Source organism: Dyella tabacisoli, assembly GCF_003350925.1.
GTDB lineage: Bacteria > Pseudomonadota > Gammaproteobacteria > Xanthomonadales > Rhodanobacteraceae > Dyella_C > Dyella_C tabacisoli.
Genome location: NZ_KZ857175.1, coordinates 374,830 through 393,660, shown reverse-complemented (window position 1 = coordinate 393,660; position 18,831 = coordinate 374,830). Strand labels below are relative to the sequence as shown.

Below are 18,831 nucleotides of genomic sequence, written 5' to 3'. Positions count from 1 at the left end.
CCATGTAACCCACGGGAGATCAACCATCATGGCCGGGGACTATTCCCGCATCGCGGATGGACTGTACAAGCACTACGCGCAAGTGCTGATGCAGCAGGGTCGGGTCCATCTGGACGCCGATTGGAACAACATGGAATGGCTCGCCGCACGGCGCTGGGAAACCCAGGCCGCCGACACCTTTGGCGCGGTCGCGGTGCCGGCGCTGACCACACCTAACGGCTTCAAGATAACCGCCACGGCCGGCGGCACCGATTTAGCGATAGGCACCGGCCGTTGCTATATCGACGGCATCCAGGCCGAGCTGTTCACGGGGGAAACCGTCAACGGCAAAGCGGTGACCTATCTCAACCAGCCGTTTTATCCGAACCCACCGGCCATTGCCGGCAACGGCCTGGTTTATCTGGACGTCTGGAAGCGCGAAGTCACCTATATCGAAGACCCCGATTTACTGGATGTCGCACTCGGCGGCGTGGACACCACCACGCGCCTGCAAACGGTGTGGCAAGTCAAACTGTGGCAAAACAGCAGTAACAGCGGAACCACGCTTTCGTGCAGCACCGATCTGAGCGGGCTGTTGCCGCCATCGGCGGGACAAATTTCTACCCAGGCGGTAGCGCCCGTAGCACCCAGCGACCCATGCATCCTGCCCGACCAGGGCGGTTATCGCGGTATCGAAAATCGTCTCTACCGGGTAGAGATTCATACCGCCGGCAGCCTCACCGCCGCGCGCTGGAAATGGTCGCGTGAAAATGCCTCCATCGTCAGCCGCGTCACCGCCATCACCAATGCCGGGTCGAGCTGCAAACTCAGTGTCGATCGTATCGGCCGCGATACCGTATTGGGTTTCAACGCCAACGACTGGGTAGAGATCACCGACGACGCCACCGAACTGGCCGGCCTGCCCGGCACGATGGCGCAGATTGTCGGCCCGCCCGACGAAACCACGCTCAGCATTACCCTGGATCGCGTCTTGCCGGCTAGCTTTAACGCCACCGACCCAAGCCGCCATACCCGCATCATCCGCTGGGATCAGACCCTAGGGGTCGATAGCAATGGCTTGCTGCCGGTTGCCTCAGGCTGGATGGAGCTTGAGGACGGCGTGCAGGTGATGCTTGCGCTCGACAGCACGATAACCAACGGACAATTCCACACCGCCGACTTCTGGTGTTTTGCCGCGCGCACCGCCGATGCCTCGGTGCAGACGTTGACGCAATCGCCGCCGTTGGGCATTCGTCATCACTACGCGGTATTGGCCAGTTATTCGACATCGGGCACCACCGTGTCGGTCAACAGCGATTGCCGCACGCTATGGCCGCCGATCATTTCTTCTGAAACCGGCTGTGGCTGCACCGTATGTATCGATGCAAACGCACACAATGCCGGCACCGCCACCATCGAGATGGGGGTGGAGCAGATCAGAAAAACCGGTGGGCGCATCTGCCTGGGGCCAGGCGTATTCATACTCGGCTCGACCCTGCTCTTAAAAGAACTGAACGCGGTAACCCTCAGCGGTCAGGGGCCGGCCACCGTGCTGTTATTCGCCGGCAACGGACCTGCCGTATTGCTCGATACCAATTTCGGTTTGCGCGTCGAAGATCTTTCGGTGCTGGCCATCGCCACCGCCAACACCACTAGCACCGCCACTGCCACCGCCGCCACGGGAGCCAATACACTCGCCGCGAGCAGCACTGCCACAGCGGCAGGCACCCCGGTGGTCATCGGTATCCAGACACTCAATTGTGTCGAGGTAGCGATCGAGCGCTGCGGCATCCTGGCCATCCCGGCCCCGGCCAACGCACCGGCACCGGCTCCCGCACCAGCTCCTGCACCGGCCCCTATACCTGCACCGGCTCCTGCCCCGGCGCCCGCGCCTATCCCGGCACCTAGGCCTGTAGGCATGATGGCGGCTGCACCGGTAGCCATGACCGCACGAGTGGCCGACACATCGGCAGCCATGCTTGCGGCCGCACCTGCACCTGCACCTGCAACCGCATTCGCATCTGCATCTACATCCGCATCTACATCCGCAGCCATACTGGCAGCCACACAAGCCACAAGTGGCCCCGCCACAAGCGCCCCGGCCACAAGCAGCCCTGCCATCAGCAGCCTCGATTACTACGCATCAGCCGCGCTCAGGGCGCCTTCGCTTGCCAGTCAATTCAACCCCGGCGGCATGGCTATTGCGATCGATGGTTTTGTGCTCGAAGCCCTGATTCGCGACAACGTACTCATCGCCGACATCGGCATCGGCAAGGCCAGCGTACTCAACGGCGTCAACAACTCCACCAGCGCTGCGACCACTCGCGACGTCCTTGCCGCCGGCGACCTTGAAATCATCGGCAACTGGATGCCTTGCGCCATGGCCGGCGTGGCGATCATCGATATAAACACCGACATCGCATTGACTACCTTTACGCTGGATATATCGCTGTCGGCCAATCGCATTCTCGGCTGCAAGACCGCCGGCATCGGCATCGAAGGTGTCGCCATGCCCGATGCGGCTGTACGCATCGGGGGCAACCATATCGACGTGCAAGGTGCCGGGCTGTACTGCGGCACCGATGGCCTGGTTATCACCGACAACATCATTAGCCAGGCGGCGAGCGGCGCCCCCGCAGGCAGCCCCCCTACACAGGCGGCGATTCATATAGGCCCGGTTCCCGGCGGTAAGCTGGCGGTCACTGAGGTCCATATCAGCCGCAACCGCATCACCGCCTTCAACGGCCACGGCATTCAAATCGGCGGCCCGGTTTTAATCAGCTCGATCATCGAAAACTCGATCACCCAAGTAACTAACGCCGGCATTCTGGTTTTCGGCGCAGGAACGCCCGCAGAAGCCATCATCCGCAACAACGAGGTGCTATCTGTAGTGGCGCCGGTCGTCACCACCGTCTCCAATGCCGTGGCTTACCGAAGTGCCAACTACGGTTATGCGACCAACACCGTAGGCAACGTCGCCAAAGAATCCATAAGCACCAGCGCCTCCTCAAAAGCCGGCCCGGTCCATCAAGCGGTAGCCACATCCACTTTGGTCGGCATCTATGTAGTCGGGATCTCCACCACCGTGGTGCAAAACAATACCGTGGGCTTGATCGGCAACCTCAGTACCCAGCCGATCGCGGCAGCCGGTATTCGACTGCAAAACGTGCAGGCTGCTACCGTGTCGGGCAACGATGTCAGTGACATTGGCCTGGCCGGCTCGCTGGACCAACCCTGCTACGGCATCGTGGTGGCTTCCAATGTCGTCCAGGTGAGTGTGTCCGGCAATATGATTCGGCAAAACAGTACCAATACCGTGCTAACAAACAGCTTCACCGCCATAGCGATCAGCGATGTGGAAAATGGCGGCGAGCTGCTCGCTATCGAAAGCAACACCGGCACGGGCAACAGCATACTGCCACTGGTCGACGTCAGTTACGGTGGTCACTGTGTGTTTATCAGCAACATATGCCAGCAATTCAATGCCCAGCCAGGGACCGGCGCGGTAGTGCAATTGAGTGGCGATACCGCCATCGTCGGCAACAATCGCGTTATCTGCCCGCCATCGGCGGTGTCGGCGGCAGGGCAGCTAGGGATGACGATATCGGTCGGCAACATCGGCTCGAACCAGCAGCCCACCGCCACCGTGGTCGGCAATATCGTTAGCCAGCCCATCACGCTCAACAGCTCCCCCCTGCAGCCCCCTTGGGCACCATTGAACCTTCAGGCGTAAACCCATCTGGGAGCAAACCTTATGAACATCGTGCCCTTAGCCAACGACGCCTCGCTTAACGACATCGCTGCGCGTGTCTATGCCTTGAAGCCCAAGGACCCTCGCCTCGCCGAGGCCAGCAAGGCCTTGGCCGCCTCCAACCCGCACCTGGTGGGCGACCTGAGCAAACTGCCTACGGGTACGCCGATTGTGGTGCCCGCCTTGGCCGGTGTGGACACCATGCCCGGCAAACAAATCGACCCCAAACGCGATGCGGTAATGGCGATACTCGGCAAGCTCGGGCAGTCGGTGCAGCAGGCGTCCGCGGCGCAGCTCACCGGCGCCGCGACCGCCGACACCAGCAAAATAACGCCGCAGCGCGCCGTGGCCATCGACACCTTGCATACCGACATCGCTGCTTTTATCAAGCTGCACGGATAAACGGGAGTCATTAGGCGAGATATCCCGATACAACATGCAGCGCGGGCCAAGCCACTTCGCACCGATAACGCGGCCGCCGTGGATAGAGTCGAACTCGAAGCACTCGCCACGGTGCTGCAGGATATTTTTCTCGGACCGCCTTAGCGCCTGCCTGCACTCTCGACCCGCGCGTAATCGGCCGGCGAGCGCCCCACCAACTTGCGAAAATCGCGGATGAAATGCGCCTGATCGAAATAGCCAAGCTCCAACGCCAGGTCGGCCCATGCCACCGGCTTGCCTTCCTGCAGTTGAGCGATGGCCTCGTGCAGACGATAACGATTGATGACCCATTTGGGGCCAATACCGACGTACTGCTGAAACAGCCGTTGCAGCGCGCGCTTGCTCAAGCCGGTGCGTGTCGTCAGTTGATCCACTGAAGTCACACTGCGGTCGTTGGCGATGTCGGCAACCAGGGTGCTGATGCGCTCGACCTGCGCATCGGCGGCAGGCAGATGGGCATGCAGAAACCTTTCCGCGACGATCGCCATGGCGTCGAGGCCATCGCAGGCAAGCACCTCGCTTTCGAGTGTTTGCGCAGCGGCGCCGAAAACATCGGCGACACCCAGCGAGCGATCCATCAAGGTGGAGACCGGCGTGCGCAAAAAGGGATAAAAACCGCCCGCCTTAAATTTGATACCGAACACCCGGCCCTGCCCTTCCAGCAGACGCGTAAAGCGGCCGGTGTGCACGCCGTAGATACCTGCGGCGCCGGGCTCGATGATTAGCTGCACGTTCGGGTGAGGCAGTGTTTCTTGCTGTTGTGCGGGTAGCCCGCGCAGATCCCAGCCCACGTACCAGTAGTGTTCGATCAACCCCGCCAGTGCCGCCGATGGCGCGCGGCGCGCGTGCTGAAACTCGCCATGATCCAGCCGTGTGCGCAACACCCCGCGCGGTTTGGCGGGGTCGACACTCGGCGGTCGCGTTTTTCCAATCATCGGTGAGGCGCTTTCACTGTAATGGACGGCAAGGCGGTGCCGGGCGCACCACACCAAATGGTAGATCAATCATGAGTATCCAACCGCACAAGTCAGCAGGCATCATGGCGACTTTCGGCCTTGTTGTTGCCTTGCTGGCATCAGCCCCATCCATCGCAAAGGAAAACACCACCATGCACGCCAGCGGCCCCTTCGACGTAAAACTGGTATCGCAACCGGCAGTACCCGGCATCGAGCCGGCCCGGCTTGACCGGCGCACCATCGACAAGCAGTTTCATGGCGACCTGGAAGCGACCAGCCTGGGCGAAATGATCGCCGCCGGCGGCGAAGTGCCAGGCTCGGCCGGCTACGTGGCGATGGAGCGCGTTACCGGCACCCTGCACGGCCGCCATGGCAGTTTTGTTTTGCAACACAGCGCCACGATGAATCGCGGCGTACCGCAACTGTCGGTCACCGTGGTACCCGACTCGGGCACCGAAGAGCTGACCGGCTTGAGCGGCGCCATGATGATTCACATCGAAAGCGGCAAGCATTCGTACACCTTCGACTACCAGTTGCCGTAATGTCCGACGACACCGTCCTGCTGTGCTATTGCACCTGCCCCGACGCGGCCAGCGCGCAGATGTTGGCCGATGCCCTAGTCGGCGAGTCGCTGGCGGCCTGCGTGAATCAGTTGACGGGCGTGGTCTCTACCTATCGCTGGCAGGGCGCGGTAACCACGGATAGCGAGATATTGCTGCTGATAAAAACCACCGCCGCGCGCTTCGAGGCATTGAAGACGCGGCTGTTGCAGCTACACCCTTACGAGCTACCAGAGTTGATCGCCGTGCCGGTGGAGCGTGGCCACACGGCTTATCTCGATTGGGTACGCGCGAGCGGTAGGTTGGGCTGAACAAAGTGATGCCCAACGTTGCACAACACTGAGGCTCACCGCGATACCCAATGTGCGTGCCTTTGAGACTCGCCGCGAGACCCAACATCGCGCAACGTTGGGGTTCGCTTGCGCTCACCCCAACCTACCGTTCACACCAACCGGGCTCTTAAAGCGGTTTGGATTTGGGTTTGACCCGCTCACGCTGCAACTGCATGTGCGCATGGTCCGATGCGCTTTGCGCCATATCGATCATATTGGCGATGGCGGCGAACACGCTGGAGAGGTGGTTGAAATCCACCTCGGCATGTGGCGTAAGCGAGTGGCACAGCGCCAGAGAAATGGCGCGGGCGTGATCGAGCATTTCGTTCACATCGTCGTGCAGGCTCTCAGGCGTGGCGTCCGGGTCGATGTGGTAGCTGTCGCTGAAGCGAATACGCTCAGTGGATGGGGTGGTATCGGTTACGGCCATCTTGAAGCTCCTTATTAGATGGAGCCGCCGCCCTGTTAAATACAGAGTGGAGGCGCTTTTTCTGCGCCTGTGTGATTCGGGTTTCCACACCCGGTCGCCGATGTGCGGCGACGCAAAGCAAGCTACCCCCCATGTCGGTGGGCGTCAAGTTGATGGCGAATCGTTGAGGTTCATCGTGATACCCAACCTGGCGGATGTTGGGGTTCGCTTGCGCTCACCCCAACCTACTTTGTCGGTTTGGCGATAAAGACCACCAGCATGGTGGCGGGCTCGAACCAGCTCTCTCCTGCGCCACAGTGCGGTAGGTTGGGCTGAACGAAGTGATGCCCAACGCGGCGCAACGTTCGGGCTTGCCTGCGCCCACCCCAACGGCACTGAGTTTTTTATTTCTCTGAGAAAGAGTTAATGAGATAAGCATTTTCGGCAAATTGTTATATTTAATATTAATACGCCGCACAACCATCAACCACTGGCTTCATTTCACATCTCATAAACAATATGATTTGTACGATGAAGGCAGGCTCGCAGGCGCCGATGCATCGGGCAACCATCCAATACCCTTCCATTACGCAACGCTCAGCCTCGCAAATGGAAATCATCTTTGGCATTCAGATGGCATGCCTATAAATAAGTCTTATCTTTAATAATCGATGACTTTATTCGTCGACGCCATTCATCGCACTTCTGGCGCCTGGTTTATCTGCGGCACATGTAGATAGCAACACTTGTTTGCAGGCATGAAACAAATCCTTGATAGCGCCAAGCATGCACCCATGCACCTTGGTCATCATGTTGCACGACTGGTTCGAAACCGGCCAGGTAAAGACGGCACCAGAACGGATTAAGCGCAATCCCCGTTCCACCGCTCCCATAGGCTATTTTAAATTCCAGAGGAAGCCGAAATGAAAAAGATAGGCATCAAGACCCTTCTAGTAGCCGGATCGTGCTTATTGTGCAGCCTCAACCTGCAGGCGGCCACGATACGCGACAACATAGTGACCTTCAGTTTTGGAAACTCACCTGAAGCCCAATTCTCAACAAGCTCTTACTCCATTACTTCAGGGCAACCGTGGGGCGGCATTAGCGGTGGAAATTGGACCTCCGGCAGCGCTTTCTTAAAGGTCAGGGCCGGCCGAAAAAAAAGCTCCACCGTGGGCAATTGGTTTAACACGCAAGCTCAAGGGGGCGTGGGCCTTGGTACAAACGATTTCAAAAACAGGCCGGCTGAACTGAACTTTGCGGCCAAGGGCACCATTACCTTTACGAAAAACGGAGTATCGACAACCTGCCAGAACTTCGTCATCGCACAAGGAAACTTCTCAAGTACAAATAACTGGTGGCTTACGGCACCCGGCATGGCTTTAGTAAGCCAATCAGGGGCAGAGAAAAAAACCAGCTTGCAGTGCACTCGTAACGGCGCTCAAGTCACCGTCTATTTCATAGCATCGATGAGTATTAGCGCAAATTCATATCGTGTAGAACTCTAACAAGACCGCTCGAAGAAACATGCTTTCGCATACCGAGCAGGGGACGGGGCGAATTGAGTCGTGACTATCGATTATTCGATAGATCGACATCGCCCTCTTCCCCGACCTCTTCATATCTGGCCACGGAGGCTGGGCTGAACAACGTGATACGCAACACCTCGCAACGTTGGGGTTCGCTTGCGCTCACCCCAACCTACGGCACCGGCTTGGCGATGAAGACCACCAGCATGGTGGCGGGCTCGCTGGTGCTGGCGTTGCCGCTGACAACATGCTCTATACCGGCGGGCTCGAACCAGCTCTCTCCTGCGCCATAGACTTTTACCGGGCTGCCCGCTAACTGACTGCGGATGTGGCCCGACAACACGTAGACGAAGGCGTCGGCGTCGTGGTGATGCGAAGGGGTGGATTGACCGGGGGCGTAGCTCACGCTGAGCGCGGTGAGTTGATGGCCGGGGGCCTGCGTCAACGTGGCCTTCAATACAGGATGCTCTTGCGCGCCCTGGGCGGCTAGCGAGAAAAAGCCCAGCAAGGCGAAGGTAAGAATCGACATGCGACTCATGTGATGGACCTCGTACATATACGGGTGGAAAGTCTCTGTATCGATGAGGGGCAGGCGATGGTCCATCGCCGTACCCGTCACCGACTCATTGCTGCGCTCAACGCGCCGACAGGGCCTGCAACTGAGTGGGAAGCGTCGCGTCCACACCTTCGATGCGTCGCACTATTTTCCCTTGGGCATCGACCACCAACAGAGTAGGCACATGCATGACGCGGAATTGACGGAACAGCGCACCGCTTTCATCGAGCGTCAACGGCATGCTTAGCTGATGCTCTTTGCGATAGCCGCTCAAATCGTCTTTACTCGCCCACAAACCCGAGGCAATGCCGAGCCAGCGGGTATGGCCGGCGCGAGATAGTTTGGTCACCTGCTCGCGCACGGCACGGCAACTTGCGGCAACCTTTGGACGGCTATCTGCCAGATACGACTCGCACCAGGGCGACAGAAATACCAGCACGGTCGGCCCCTTCACGGCGGTGTCCTGTGCTTTGAATACCGACCCGTCGAGCGTCGGCGCGGTGAATGCCGGCACGTGATCGCCTACGTCGTAGTGCGGATCATCCTTGGCCGCCACCGCCCCTTGCACTGAAGGTGCCGATGCGGTGCGGGCGGCGAGCAAGGCTGCATCGAGCTTGGCATCCGCCATATGGCCGACATATTGGATACGACCGTCGCGACCGATCACGATGTGCTGCGGCGTTACGCGTAAGTTGAACGCCTGGCCCAGCGTGCCGTCGTCGAACACGATGGGCATGTGCAGCCCCACGGTGTCGCGATACTTGCGCACGTCGGCAATGGTGTCGTCGAAGCCGACATCGATGGCGATCACCGCCAGATCCGGCCCGGCCTGCTCAAAGGTACGCTCCAGGTGCGGCATCTGCTCGCGACACGGCACACACCAGGTGGCCCAGAATTTTAAATAAATCGCCTGCTTGCCATACAGGCTGGCCAGATCGATGGTCTTGCCATCGATCGTTTTGAGTACCAGTCGCGGTGCCGGCGAACCGACCAGGCCACGCCCGGCCGCCTCGGCACGCTGCTGACCGGTTTCGGCCCGCAGCGGCAGCGCCGTCAACGAAAACAGCAGAAGAAAAAGCCCAAGCAAAGTGCGCATAAGAAGGATCGCGTGGTGAGGGTGTCGCCATACTGGCTACTTCGCAACGCGTGGGTAAGAACCACTTTGCGGCAATCTGGGAGGACCACCTTGGGTGTATCGCAAGGGGGCACCCCCTCCCAGCCTCCCCCTGCAAGTCCCGAAAAGGGGACTCCCTTCGGTCGCAGGGGAGGGGCAAAAGCAACGCTCGCAGCCTTTGACTTTGCTTTTGATTTTGATCTTGCTGTTGCTCTTGACCTCGGGGCCCCTGTGCGTCGGTGAGGGTCGGACGATCAGGCCCGCAGGGGCATCGACATGGATGTCGATGCCTTTTCGCCAGGGCAGGAAGCCCTGTCGAAAAGCCCGGCCGGCCCTCACGTACCCGAAGGGCGACTCACCGGGGTGCTCTTTCTTTTGGTTACTTTTCTTTGAGCAAGCAAAGAAAAGTGACTCGACCACCGGCAGGTGGCCGAAAGCCCGCCGCAGGCGAACCCGATCGCCACAACACTACAACTCCATCACCCGACGTATCGCCCCATCAATCCCCCCCACATCCACCATCCCAAACCCAAACACCAACCCATGCGGCGCCACCGAACCATGGGCATACCCATGCAGCGACTCCAGCCGGATACCCCCATCGGCAGCCCGCGCAATCAATGCGTCAATGTCCACAGTGCCCGGCAAAGTCGCCGCCAGATGCAACCCGGCATCCGATGCCAACGCCTGCAGGCGACCGCCGCCGTACTTGACCATGGCATGCAGCAACACCTCGCGCCGCTCGGCGTACACCTTGCTCATCTTGCGCACATGACGCACGAGATGGCCCTCGGCAATAAACGCGGCCAGGGTGTCTTGTGCCACGACATCGCAATGCCAGTCGCTGTGTTGCTTGGCCTCGGCCAATGCGGGATGCAACCAGGGTGGCGCCACCAGATAGCCCAGGCGCAAGGTTGGAAAAAGACATTTGGAGAAGGTGCCGACGTAGCAGACCGAGCCGTGGCGATCGAGCGTTTGCAGTGCGTCCAGGGGGCGCCCGCCATAGCGGAACTCGCCGTCATAGTCGTCTTCGATGATGGTGGCGTTATGTGTTTGCGCGAAGGCCAGCAGCGCCGCGCGACGACGTGGCGATAGCGGCATGCCCAGCGGAAACTGATGTGACGGGGTGACGTAGATCACCTGTGTCGAAGCGGGCAATTGCTCCACTACCAGCCCTTCGTCATCCACTGGCACGGCAACCACTTTGGCGCCGGCGGCGGTAAACGCCGCACGCAACGGCGGATAACCAGGATCCTCCACCGCCAGCGTGGTTTGTCCGGGTGTTACGAGTACGCGCGCCAACAAATCAAAAGCCTGCTGCGCACCGCTGGTAACGATGACATCGTCGGGGTGGCAAGCTACCGCGCGGGCGAACGAGACATGCCGGGCGATGGCATCGCGCAAGGCCGGCCGCCCTTCCGGCTGACCGTAGATCGGCGGCGCCTTGGACAGGTCGCGCAGGGCGCGCGCCGACAACCGCCGCCAGACCTCGAATGGAAATTGCCGGTTATCCGGCACGCCAACTCGAAAGTCGTATTGAAAAGGCCGTTGTTGCGCCGGCGAATGAGGGCCGGTGGATTCACGCCAGTACGGCGCCAGCCGACGCTGCATGTCGGCGTGCTTGCTTAGCACCCGCCCCGCGCTGCGGCGTGACAGCAGATCGGCGACGTAATTGCCGGCACCGCGCCTGGCGACGACATAGCCTTCGCTCAACAGCAGGTCATAGGCCGCCACTACGGTATTGCGCGACACCTGCAACGCCTCGGCCAACTCGCGTGTCGCCGGCAGCCGCAAACCTGCCTGGAGGCGACCGTCGAGGATCGCCGCGCGCAACTGCCCATGCAGGGCACGCAGCCGCTCGCGCGTGCCGGGCGGCGGCAGCGTGATCGGAAACCCGAAAATTGGTGCCATTAAATGTCCAAGATGTGGATCTTATAGGGACCCAAATTTACACCTACTCTGTACCTCAGACGACACCGGAGCACGCATCACCATGATCGACCTTTACTACGCAGCCACCCCCAACGGCCTCAAGGCGCGCCTGTTTTTTGAAGAAGCCGGCCTGCCGTATCGGTTAGTGCCGGTGAACATCGGCAAAGGCGAGCAGTTCAAGCCGGAGTATCTGGCGATCTCGCCGAATAACAAGATTCCGGCCATCGTCGATCACGAGCCGGTCGGTGGTGGCGCCCCGGTAACGATGTTCGAATCGGGCGCGATCATGCTTTACCTCGCCGACAAGATCGGGCCGGAGCAGAACCAACACCTGATTCCTAGCGATGCGCACGGCCGCGCCGAAGTGCTGCAGTGGTTGTTCTGGCAGATGGCCGGCCTGGGGCCGATGGCCGGGCAGATCGGCCATTTCAATGTGTATGCGCCGGAGAAGGTGCCTTATGCGATCGAGCGCTACACCAAAGAGACCAGCCGCCTGTACGGCGTGTTGAATCAGCGGCTGGCCGATCGCGAATTTATCGCCGGCGCTTTTTCTATCGCGGACATCGCCTGCTACCCGTGGATCGTGCCGCATGAGGCGCACGGCCAGAACCTGGCTGATTTTCCGCACCTTGCCCGCTGGTTCGAGACGATGGCGGCACGGCCGGCCACGATACGTACTTACGAGGGCGTGGCCAATGTATACGCGCCTAAAAACAGCGCCATATCTGATGAAGAGCGGCGTGTGCTGTTTGGACAAAGCGCCACCACGACAACGCGCTGATCTGCCACCTCGCCCACCGGAAAACCCCCATGAAACGCTCTGATATCGCCGCACTGCTGTTACTTGGAGCCTTATGGGGTGCCTCGTTTCTGTTTATGCGAATGGGCGCCGATGCCTTTGGCAGCATGCCGCTGGCGGGCCTGCGCGCGATCGGCGCGGCGCTTTGTTTCGCACCGATGCTGGCGTCGCGTCGTTATATGACTGAGCTGCGCGCGCATTGGCGGCCGATCGCCGTGGTCGGCCTGACCAATTCGGCCCTGCCTTACGTACTGTTTTCGTACGCCGCACAAAGCCTGCCGGCGGGGCTGTCGGCGATCTTCGACGCGATTACCCCGCTGCTGGTAGCCGCCTCTGGCTGGCTGTGGCTAAGTGAAAAGCTCGATACGCCACGCATCCTCGGCCTGCTGATTGGGTTGGCCGGCGTGCTGTGGCTGGTCGGCGACACCGCCGGGCTTGGTCACGGCAACGCCCACGCTGGCTGGGCAATGGCCGCCTGTGTCGGCGCTACCGTGTGCTACGCCTTCTCGGTGCATTACAGCCATCGCCGTTTGCGTACGGTATCGCCGATGTCGACGACGGCCGGCAGCCAGATCGTCGCGGCACTGTTGCTCACGCCATCCACGATCTGGCAATGGCCGGCGCAGACCCCGAGTACACAGGCATGGCTGGCCATGCTGGGCCTGGCCGTAGCCTGTACCGCCGTCGCCTATCTGCTGTTCTTTCGGCTGATAGCGCGAGTGGGCGCGGCACGCAGCATGACGGTGCTGTATTTGATTCCGGCCTTCGGCGTGCTGTGGGGCACGCTGTTTCTTGGCGAGACATTCACCATGGCGATGGCGGTGGGCTGCGTGGTGATCTTGCTTGGAACGGCCTTGACCACCGGACTGATCCGCTTCCGCCCCACGACCGCTGCCGGTACGGTGGCCGCGGTGGAAGAGACATAAGCACGCATCAAGTCGGCCACCCTCGGCTAGCTGGTCCATAATCCCCTCTCGTCCGCGCCAAGGCGCTGACCCTTCGAAGCTGGAGTTGCAATGCGTTCGACCCATTTTGGCCGTCTGGCCGCCCGGTTCACGATCTTGCTTGGCCTGCTGTTTTGCGCCCTGCCGACACCGGCTCAGGATGCAGAAGACGGCTTGCTGCCGGTCACCGAGGCTTACAAACTCAGCACCGATACCGCCACGCCCGGCGTGTTGAAACTGCACTGGGCCATCGCGCCCGATTACTACCTCTACCGCGGCCGCATGAAGTTCAAGGCGGGCGACGGTGTGACGCTGAGCGAAGCGCAGTTGCCGGACGGCAAGAAGCATCACGACGAATTTCTCGGTGATGTGGAGACTTATCACAACACGGTGGACGCCAGCGTGCCCTACACCGTGGCCGCCGGTACGCAGCGCCTGAAACTGTCGGTGCAATACCAGGGTTGTCACGAAGTCGAGCCGAAGATTTGCTACCCACCGCACACCGAATTACTGGATCTGGCGCTGCCCGCAAACGCCACGGCTGCGGCCGACACCGATCACGCGGCAGGCACCCTCGGCGCGGCGCTCAACCAGCTCGGCGCCAGTCAGACCAGCGGCCCAAGCCAGGGCATGGATGCTGCGCCGCTACCCGCTGAGCAAGCCTTCCGTTTTGAAGCATTGGCGCGCGCGCCGAATCAATTGCTGCTGCGCTGGACCATGCCCAAGGGCTATTACCTGTATCGCGATCAGACCACGTTGCGCCTGAAAGACGCTGCCGGGCTGGCATTGAAACCCGCGTGGCCGGCCGGCGAGATGCACCAGGACCCGAACTTCGGCAAGGTCACGGTGTATTTCGGGCAGGTCGAATTGCCGGTAACCATCGATGGCGATACGGCCAGCCGCAAACAGCTCGAACTTGAAGCCAGCTTTCAAGGTTGCCAGGACGGCGGCCTGTGCTATCCGCTGATGACGCGCGCAGTCCATATCGACTTGGCGAGCGGAGCGGTTGCCGCCAGCAGCGTGACGGCGGGGCCGGCACCGGAGCTACCGCCTGCCGGCGTCGCGCAGAATCCGGTGGCGCTGGAGGTGAGTTTGTTTACCGCGCTGTTGCTCGCGCTGGGCGGTGGCCTGGTGTTGAACCTGATGCCGTGCGTACTGCCAGTGCTTTCGATCAAGGCGGTGAGCTTGCTGGAAAGCGGTGAAAGCCCAGGCAGAACACGTCGCCATGCGTTGTTCTATACCGCCGGCGTGCTGAGCAGTTTCGCGGTGATCGGCATCGCTATCGTCGCGCTGCGCTCGGCCGGGCATGCCCTGGGCTGGGGTGCGCAATTGCAGCAGCCGCTGGTGGTCGGCGGGCTGGCCTGCGTGATGTTGGCGGTGGGCCTGTCGATGTCCGGTGTGGTGCAGTTTGGCGCCTCGCTTGGCAATACCGGGCATTCGCTGGCATCGCGTTCGGGCCCGGCCGGAGATTTCTTTACCGGTGTGCTCGCGGTGCTGGTCGCCAGCCCATGCACGGCGCCATTCATGGGTACGGCGCTGGCCTACGCTTTCGCCGCCCCGCTGATCTCGGCGCTGCTGGTGTTTCTCATGCTCGGCATCGGCCTGGCCCTGCCCTTTCTCGCCATCGGTTTCGTGCCGGCACTGGCGCGCATGCTGCCGCGCCCCGGCCGCTGGATGGAAACGCTGAAGCAGGTGTTGGCCTTTCCGATGTATCTGACCGCCGTATGGCTGGTGTGGGTGCTGGGCAAGCAGCGCGGCGCCGATGCGGTCGGCCTGGTGCTGGTCGCGGCGGTGTTGCTGGCCATGACGCTGTGGTGGTTCGAGCGCAGCCGCTCGCGTGGTGCGATCAGCCGCGCCATGGTGATGGTGCTGGCGTTGCTCACTGCCGCGCCTTTGTATTACCTGGCCAAGTTGCCGCCGGTAACCGCCGCCGCCGTTGCCGAAGATGGCGTAACCGCCTATACGCCGGAGAAGCTCGCCGAACTGCGCAAGGCCGGCACGCCTGTCTTTGTCGATATGACGGCGGACTGGTGCGTAACCTGCAAGGCCAATGAGCATGCGGTGCTGAACACCGACGCCTTCCGTGCCCTGCTCAAGCGCACCGGCGCCGTCTATATGAAAGGCGACTGGACCGACGTAAACCCCACTATCGCGGCCTTTTTGCAGCAGTACCACTCACCCGGCGTACCGCTGTATGTGGTGTTTCCGAAACACGGTGGCGAGGGGCGCAAGCTGTCCACCGTACTGACCTCGTCACTGGTCGAGCAGGCGTTGACTGAGGCGGCGCAGTGACGACGGCACCGCACATCACCAGCGTCCCTGCCGGCGAAAAACGATGAGTCGCAGCAACTGGTCGATCTTGATGCTTGCGGTGCTGGTGGCTGCCGTTGGCGGCTGGTTTCAGCAACAGAGCCGGCTGGCGAAAGTGCCGGCCGGCGTCCAGGTCGCCGCCATGGGCGAGCAGCGCCCGGACCTGGCCTTAAAGGATATCGACGGCCGCGAACATCGGCTGTCCGAGTTCAAGGGCCGGCGGGTGCTGCTGAATTTCTGGGCCAGTTGGTGCGGCCCCTGCCTGGACGAAATGCCTGCGCTGGCGCGCTCGCAGGCAAAGTTCGGCGATCAGGGGGCGATCGTCGTCGGCATCGCGATGGACCAGCCCGACGCGGTGCGTCAGTTTCTGGCCGCCCATCCGGTGCCTTACCCGATTCTGTTGGGGCAGTTGGAAAGCCCCAGCACCTCGCTGCGTTTCGGCAATACCGCCGAGACACTACCCTTCAGCGTGCTGCTGGACGGCGATGGCCGCGTGCTGGAAAACCGCAGAGGCGCATTGACGCCGCAGCAGCTCGAAACATGGCTGGGGCCGCCTTCGCGATAGCTGTGCATCGCGCTACGAAACCGCCCCGACGCCACCCTGACATACGCTGACGCACGGTTGCCACCCCACTTCTCCGCCGAACTGCGCCGAACTGCGCCGAACTGGACAACATCCCCGAGTGCGCGCACACTCCGCCCGTTCCGGACTCGCCGGAAGCTGACAGGATGCGGTGTGGCAAAGATCCTGGTCCTGCACGGACCCAATCTCAACCTGCTGGGCGTTCGCGAACCGAGTATTTATGGTCGCCAGACCCTGGCCGACATCAATACCGCCCTGGTCGCCCAGACCCAAGCCGCCGGTCATGAGCTGGACTGGTTTCAGTCCAATGCCGAGCATGAGCTGATCGGGCGCATTCACCAGGCGCGCGACGAGCAGACCGCCATCATTCTGTTCAATCCGGGCGCCTTCACCCATACCAGCATTGCCTTGCGCGATGCCCTGGCGGCGGTGGCGATACCGTTTATCGAGGTGCATTTGTCCAACGTGCATGCGCGCGAACCGTTTCGCCGGCACTCGTACCTGGCCGATATCGCGGTCGGGGTGATCTGCGGCTTTGGCCCCGACAGCTACCGGCTCGCGCTGGAAGCCGCCATCGCCCGGTTGGACCGGCCTGCCCCGACCTCCCCCTAATTCATTCTGGCCGCTCCCATACCGGGCCACTTCATCCACTCCGGCCGCTACGGCGGCAGCAACGAACATAGAAGGTTTGACCGAATGGACCTGCGCAAGATCAAAAAACTGATCGACCTGCTCGAAGAATCCAACCTCGCCGAACTGGAGATCAAGGAGGGCGAGGAAGTCGTCCGCCTGTCGCGTATCCCCAAGGGCATGGCCGCCATGGCACCGGCCCCGGCTCCAGTGGCCGCACCGGCCCCGGTCGCCGCCTCCATCGCCGCAGCGCCGGCCGAACCGGCAGCGCCGGCCGCCAAAGCATTGCCCGAGGGCCACGTGGTGAAGGCACCGATGGTCGGCACCTTCTATGCCTCGTCCACACCGGGCGCGGCGGCCTTCGTCAAGATCGGCCAGCAGGTGAAAGCCGGCGAGACGCTGGGCATCATCGAAGCGATGAAGATGTTCAACCAGATCGAGGCCGATGTGGCCGGTACAGTGCAAGCCATCCTGGTCGAAAACGGCCAGCCGGTGGAATTTGACGAACCCATGTTCGTGATTGCCTGAGCCGCCCACGACCATGCCTAAGCTTGAGAAAGTCGTCATCGCCAACCGCGGCGAAATCGCCCTGCGGGTGCTGCGTGCCTGCCACAGTCTGGGTATCAAGACCGTGGCGGTGCACTCCACCGTGGACCGTAACCTGAAGCACGTCGGCCTGGCCGACGAGTCGGTGTGCATCGGCCCCGGCCCTTCCGTCGACAGCTATCTGAATATCCCGCGCATTATCGCCGCGGCGGAAATCACCGACGCCCAGGCGATCCACCCCGGCTACGGTTTTCTTTCCGAGCGCGCCGACTTCGCCGAGCAGGTGGAGCAATCCGGCTTTATCTTCATCGGCCCCACCGCCGAGGTGATTCGCCTGATGGGCGACAAGGTCGAAGCGATCCGCGCCATGAAGGCCGCCGGCGTGCCGTGCGTGCCCGGCTCCGGTGGCCCGCTCGGCGAGAACGTGGATGAAAACATCCGCATCGCTCGCGACATCGGCTACCCGGTCATCATCAAGGCCTCCGGCGGCGGCGGCGGTCGCGGCATGCGCGTTGTGCGCACCGAGGCGCATCTGGGCAATGCCGTCACCATGACCAAGCAGGAGGCCAAGGCGGCCTTCGGCAACGATCAGGTGTACATGGAAAAGTTTCTGGAGAACCCGCGTCACGTGGAAATCCAGGTACTGGCCGACGGCCAGGGCAGCGCCATCCATCTGGGCGAACGCGACTGCTCCATGCAGCGGCGTCATCAGAAGGTGGTCGAAGAAGCACCGGCACCGGGCATCTCGCCCGAGCAGCGTGCCGCCATTGGCAAAGTCTGCGTCGAGGCCTGCCTGCGTATCGGTTATCGCGGCGCCGGCACCTTTGAGTTCCTGTTCGAGAACGGCCAGTTCTACTTCATCGAGATGAACACCCGTATCCAGGTGGAGCACCCGGTGACCGAGCTGATTACCGGTATCGACCTGGTCCGCGAGCAGTTGTTGATCGCCGGTGGCGAGAAGCTCTCGATCAGGCAGGAGGACATCGTGCTGCGCGGTCACGCCATCGAATGCCGCATCAACGCCGAAGATCCCGACACCTTTATGCCGAGCCCCGGCACGGTGAAGCGCTTTGAAGCGCCGGGCGGCCCCGGTGTACGTGTAGACACCCATTTGTATGACGGCTATCGCATTCCGCCGAACTACGACTCGATGATCGGCAAGTTGATCGTGCACGGCCCTGACCGCGAAACCGCGATCGCACGCATGCGCCTGGCGTTGGCCGAGACGGTGATCGAAGGGGTGAAATGCAATATCCCGTTGCAGCAACGCATCATGGCCGATGTCGGTTTCCAGCAAGGTGGACAGAACATCCACTACCTGGAAAAGCGCATGGCCGAGCAGAAAGAACAACACCCCGCCGTATAAACGCCGAGGGTTGAAGTCGCGCGTTACGCGGCTCGAAAAGACGGAGTAGGCTGGGGTGTGCGAAGCGGCGCCCCAGCTTTTCTTACAAAGCCAC

Annotated in this window: 17 protein-coding genes; 12 read left to right on the top strand and 5 right to left on the bottom strand. The window is 61.5% G+C overall.

The window, feature by feature from the left end; genetic code table 11:
• Positions 1-28: 28 nt before the first annotated feature.
• Both DVJ77_RS08630 and DVJ77_RS08625 read left to right on the top strand, forming a co-directional pair.
• The gene (locus tag DVJ77_RS08630) at positions 29-3,712 is read left to right on the top strand and encodes a DUF6519 domain-containing protein (protein ID WP_114845071.1); all 3,684 of its coding nucleotides are present in this window, start codon (positions 29-31) and stop codon (positions 3,710-3,712) included.
• A 21-nt stretch (positions 3,713-3,733) separates the two neighbouring features.
• On the top strand, positions 3,734-4,132 hold the full coding sequence (locus DVJ77_RS08625; protein WP_114845070.1) for a hypothetical protein: 399 nt from the start codon (positions 3,734-3,736) through the stop codon (positions 4,130-4,132).
• Positions 4,133-4,272: 140 nt separating this feature from the next.
• Here the strand turns inward: DVJ77_RS08625 and DVJ77_RS08620 are convergent, their stop codons facing one another.
• Positions 4,273-5,106, bottom strand: coding sequence for a helix-turn-helix domain-containing protein (locus DVJ77_RS08620; protein WP_114845069.1), 834 nt, complete (start codon positions 5,104-5,106; stop codon positions 4,273-4,275).
• 71 nt (positions 5,107-5,177) lie between these two features.
• Between DVJ77_RS08620 and DVJ77_RS08615 the strand changes: the two genes are divergently transcribed.
• Positions 5,178-5,669, top strand: coding sequence for a DUF3224 domain-containing protein (locus DVJ77_RS08615; RefSeq protein ID WP_318530912.1), 492 nt, complete (start codon positions 5,178-5,180; stop codon positions 5,667-5,669).
• Positions 5,669-5,998: a divalent-cation tolerance protein CutA gene (gene cutA / locus DVJ77_RS08610; protein ID WP_114845068.1), complete on the top strand. Its 330-nt coding sequence runs from the start codon at positions 5,669-5,671 to the stop codon at positions 5,996-5,998. Before DVJ77_RS08615 ends, cutA begins: the two co-directional genes overlap by 1 nt.
• A 148-nt stretch (positions 5,999-6,146) precedes the next feature.
• On the opposite strand, the gene DVJ77_RS08605 is transcribed toward cutA, so the two are convergent.
• Positions 6,147-6,449 (bottom strand): hypothetical protein, encoded by a 303-nt coding sequence (locus tag DVJ77_RS08605; RefSeq protein WP_114845067.1) that lies wholly within the window; start codon positions 6,447-6,449, stop codon positions 6,147-6,149.
• Between the two features lie 902 nt (positions 6,450-7,351).
• Here DVJ77_RS08605 and DVJ77_RS08600 point away from each other — a divergent pair.
• The gene (locus DVJ77_RS08600; RefSeq protein ID WP_114845066.1) at positions 7,352-7,936 is read left to right on the top strand and encodes a hypothetical protein; all 585 of its coding nucleotides are present in this window, start codon (positions 7,352-7,354) and stop codon (positions 7,934-7,936) included.
• Between the two features lie 193 nt (positions 7,937-8,129).
• On the opposite strand, the gene DVJ77_RS08595 is transcribed toward DVJ77_RS08600, so the two are convergent.
• The 3 genes from DVJ77_RS08595 to pdxR form a co-directional block, all read right to left on the bottom strand.
• Positions 8,130-8,495 carry a cupin domain-containing protein gene (locus DVJ77_RS08595; RefSeq protein WP_162791418.1) on the bottom strand — a complete coding sequence of 122 codons (366 nt, stop codon included), beginning with the start codon at positions 8,493-8,495 and terminating at the stop codon, positions 8,130-8,132.
• A gap of 97 nt (positions 8,496-8,592) precedes the next feature.
• A complete protein-coding gene (locus tag DVJ77_RS08590; protein WP_114845064.1) occupies positions 8,593-9,609 on the bottom strand; it encodes a TlpA family protein disulfide reductase in 1,017 nt (338 codons plus the stop codon).
• Positions 9,610-10,095: 486 nt separating this feature from the next.
• Entirely contained in the window at positions 10,096-11,538 is a 1,443-nt protein-coding gene (gene pdxR / locus DVJ77_RS08585; RefSeq protein ID WP_114845063.1) for a MocR-like pyridoxine biosynthesis transcription factor PdxR, read from the bottom strand.
• Positions 11,539-11,620: 82 nt separating this feature from the next.
• Here pdxR and DVJ77_RS08580 point away from each other — a divergent pair, with 82 nt between their 5' ends.
• The 7 genes from DVJ77_RS08580 to accC all read left to right on the top strand — a co-directional run bounded on the left by DVJ77_RS08580 (position 11,621) and on the right by accC (position 18,737).
• The gene (locus tag DVJ77_RS08580) at positions 11,621-12,340 is read left to right on the top strand and encodes a glutathione S-transferase N-terminal domain-containing protein (RefSeq protein WP_114845062.1); all 720 of its coding nucleotides are present in this window, start codon (positions 11,621-11,623) and stop codon (positions 12,338-12,340) included.
• 29 nt (positions 12,341-12,369) lie between these two features.
• Positions 12,370-13,284, top strand: a complete 915-nt coding sequence (locus tag DVJ77_RS08575) for a DMT family transporter (protein ID WP_114845061.1) — start codon at positions 12,370-12,372, stop codon at positions 13,282-13,284.
• Between the two features lie 90 nt (positions 13,285-13,374).
• Positions 13,375-15,594 (top strand): protein-disulfide reductase DsbD family protein, encoded by a 2,220-nt coding sequence (locus DVJ77_RS08570; RefSeq protein ID WP_114845060.1) that lies wholly within the window; start codon positions 13,375-13,377, stop codon positions 15,592-15,594.
• 43 nt (positions 15,595-15,637) lie between these two features.
• Entirely contained in the window at positions 15,638-16,177 is a 540-nt protein-coding gene (locus DVJ77_RS08565) for a peroxiredoxin family protein (RefSeq protein WP_114845059.1), read from the top strand.
• A 171-nt stretch (positions 16,178-16,348) separates the two neighbouring features.
• A complete protein-coding gene (gene aroQ / locus DVJ77_RS08560; RefSeq protein WP_114845058.1) occupies positions 16,349-16,807 on the top strand; it encodes a type II 3-dehydroquinate dehydratase in 459 nt (152 codons plus the stop codon).
• An 84-nt stretch (positions 16,808-16,891) separates the two neighbouring features.
• Positions 16,892-17,353, top strand: coding sequence for an acetyl-CoA carboxylase biotin carboxyl carrier protein (accB, locus tag DVJ77_RS08555; RefSeq protein ID WP_114845057.1), 462 nt, complete (start codon positions 16,892-16,894; stop codon positions 17,351-17,353).
• A gap of 13 nt (positions 17,354-17,366) precedes the next feature.
• Complete coding sequence (gene accC / locus DVJ77_RS08550) at positions 17,367-18,737, top strand: acetyl-CoA carboxylase biotin carboxylase subunit (RefSeq protein WP_114845056.1); 1,371 nt, start codon at positions 17,367-17,369, stop codon at positions 18,735-18,737.
• Positions 18,738-18,831: the final 94 nt, after the last annotated feature.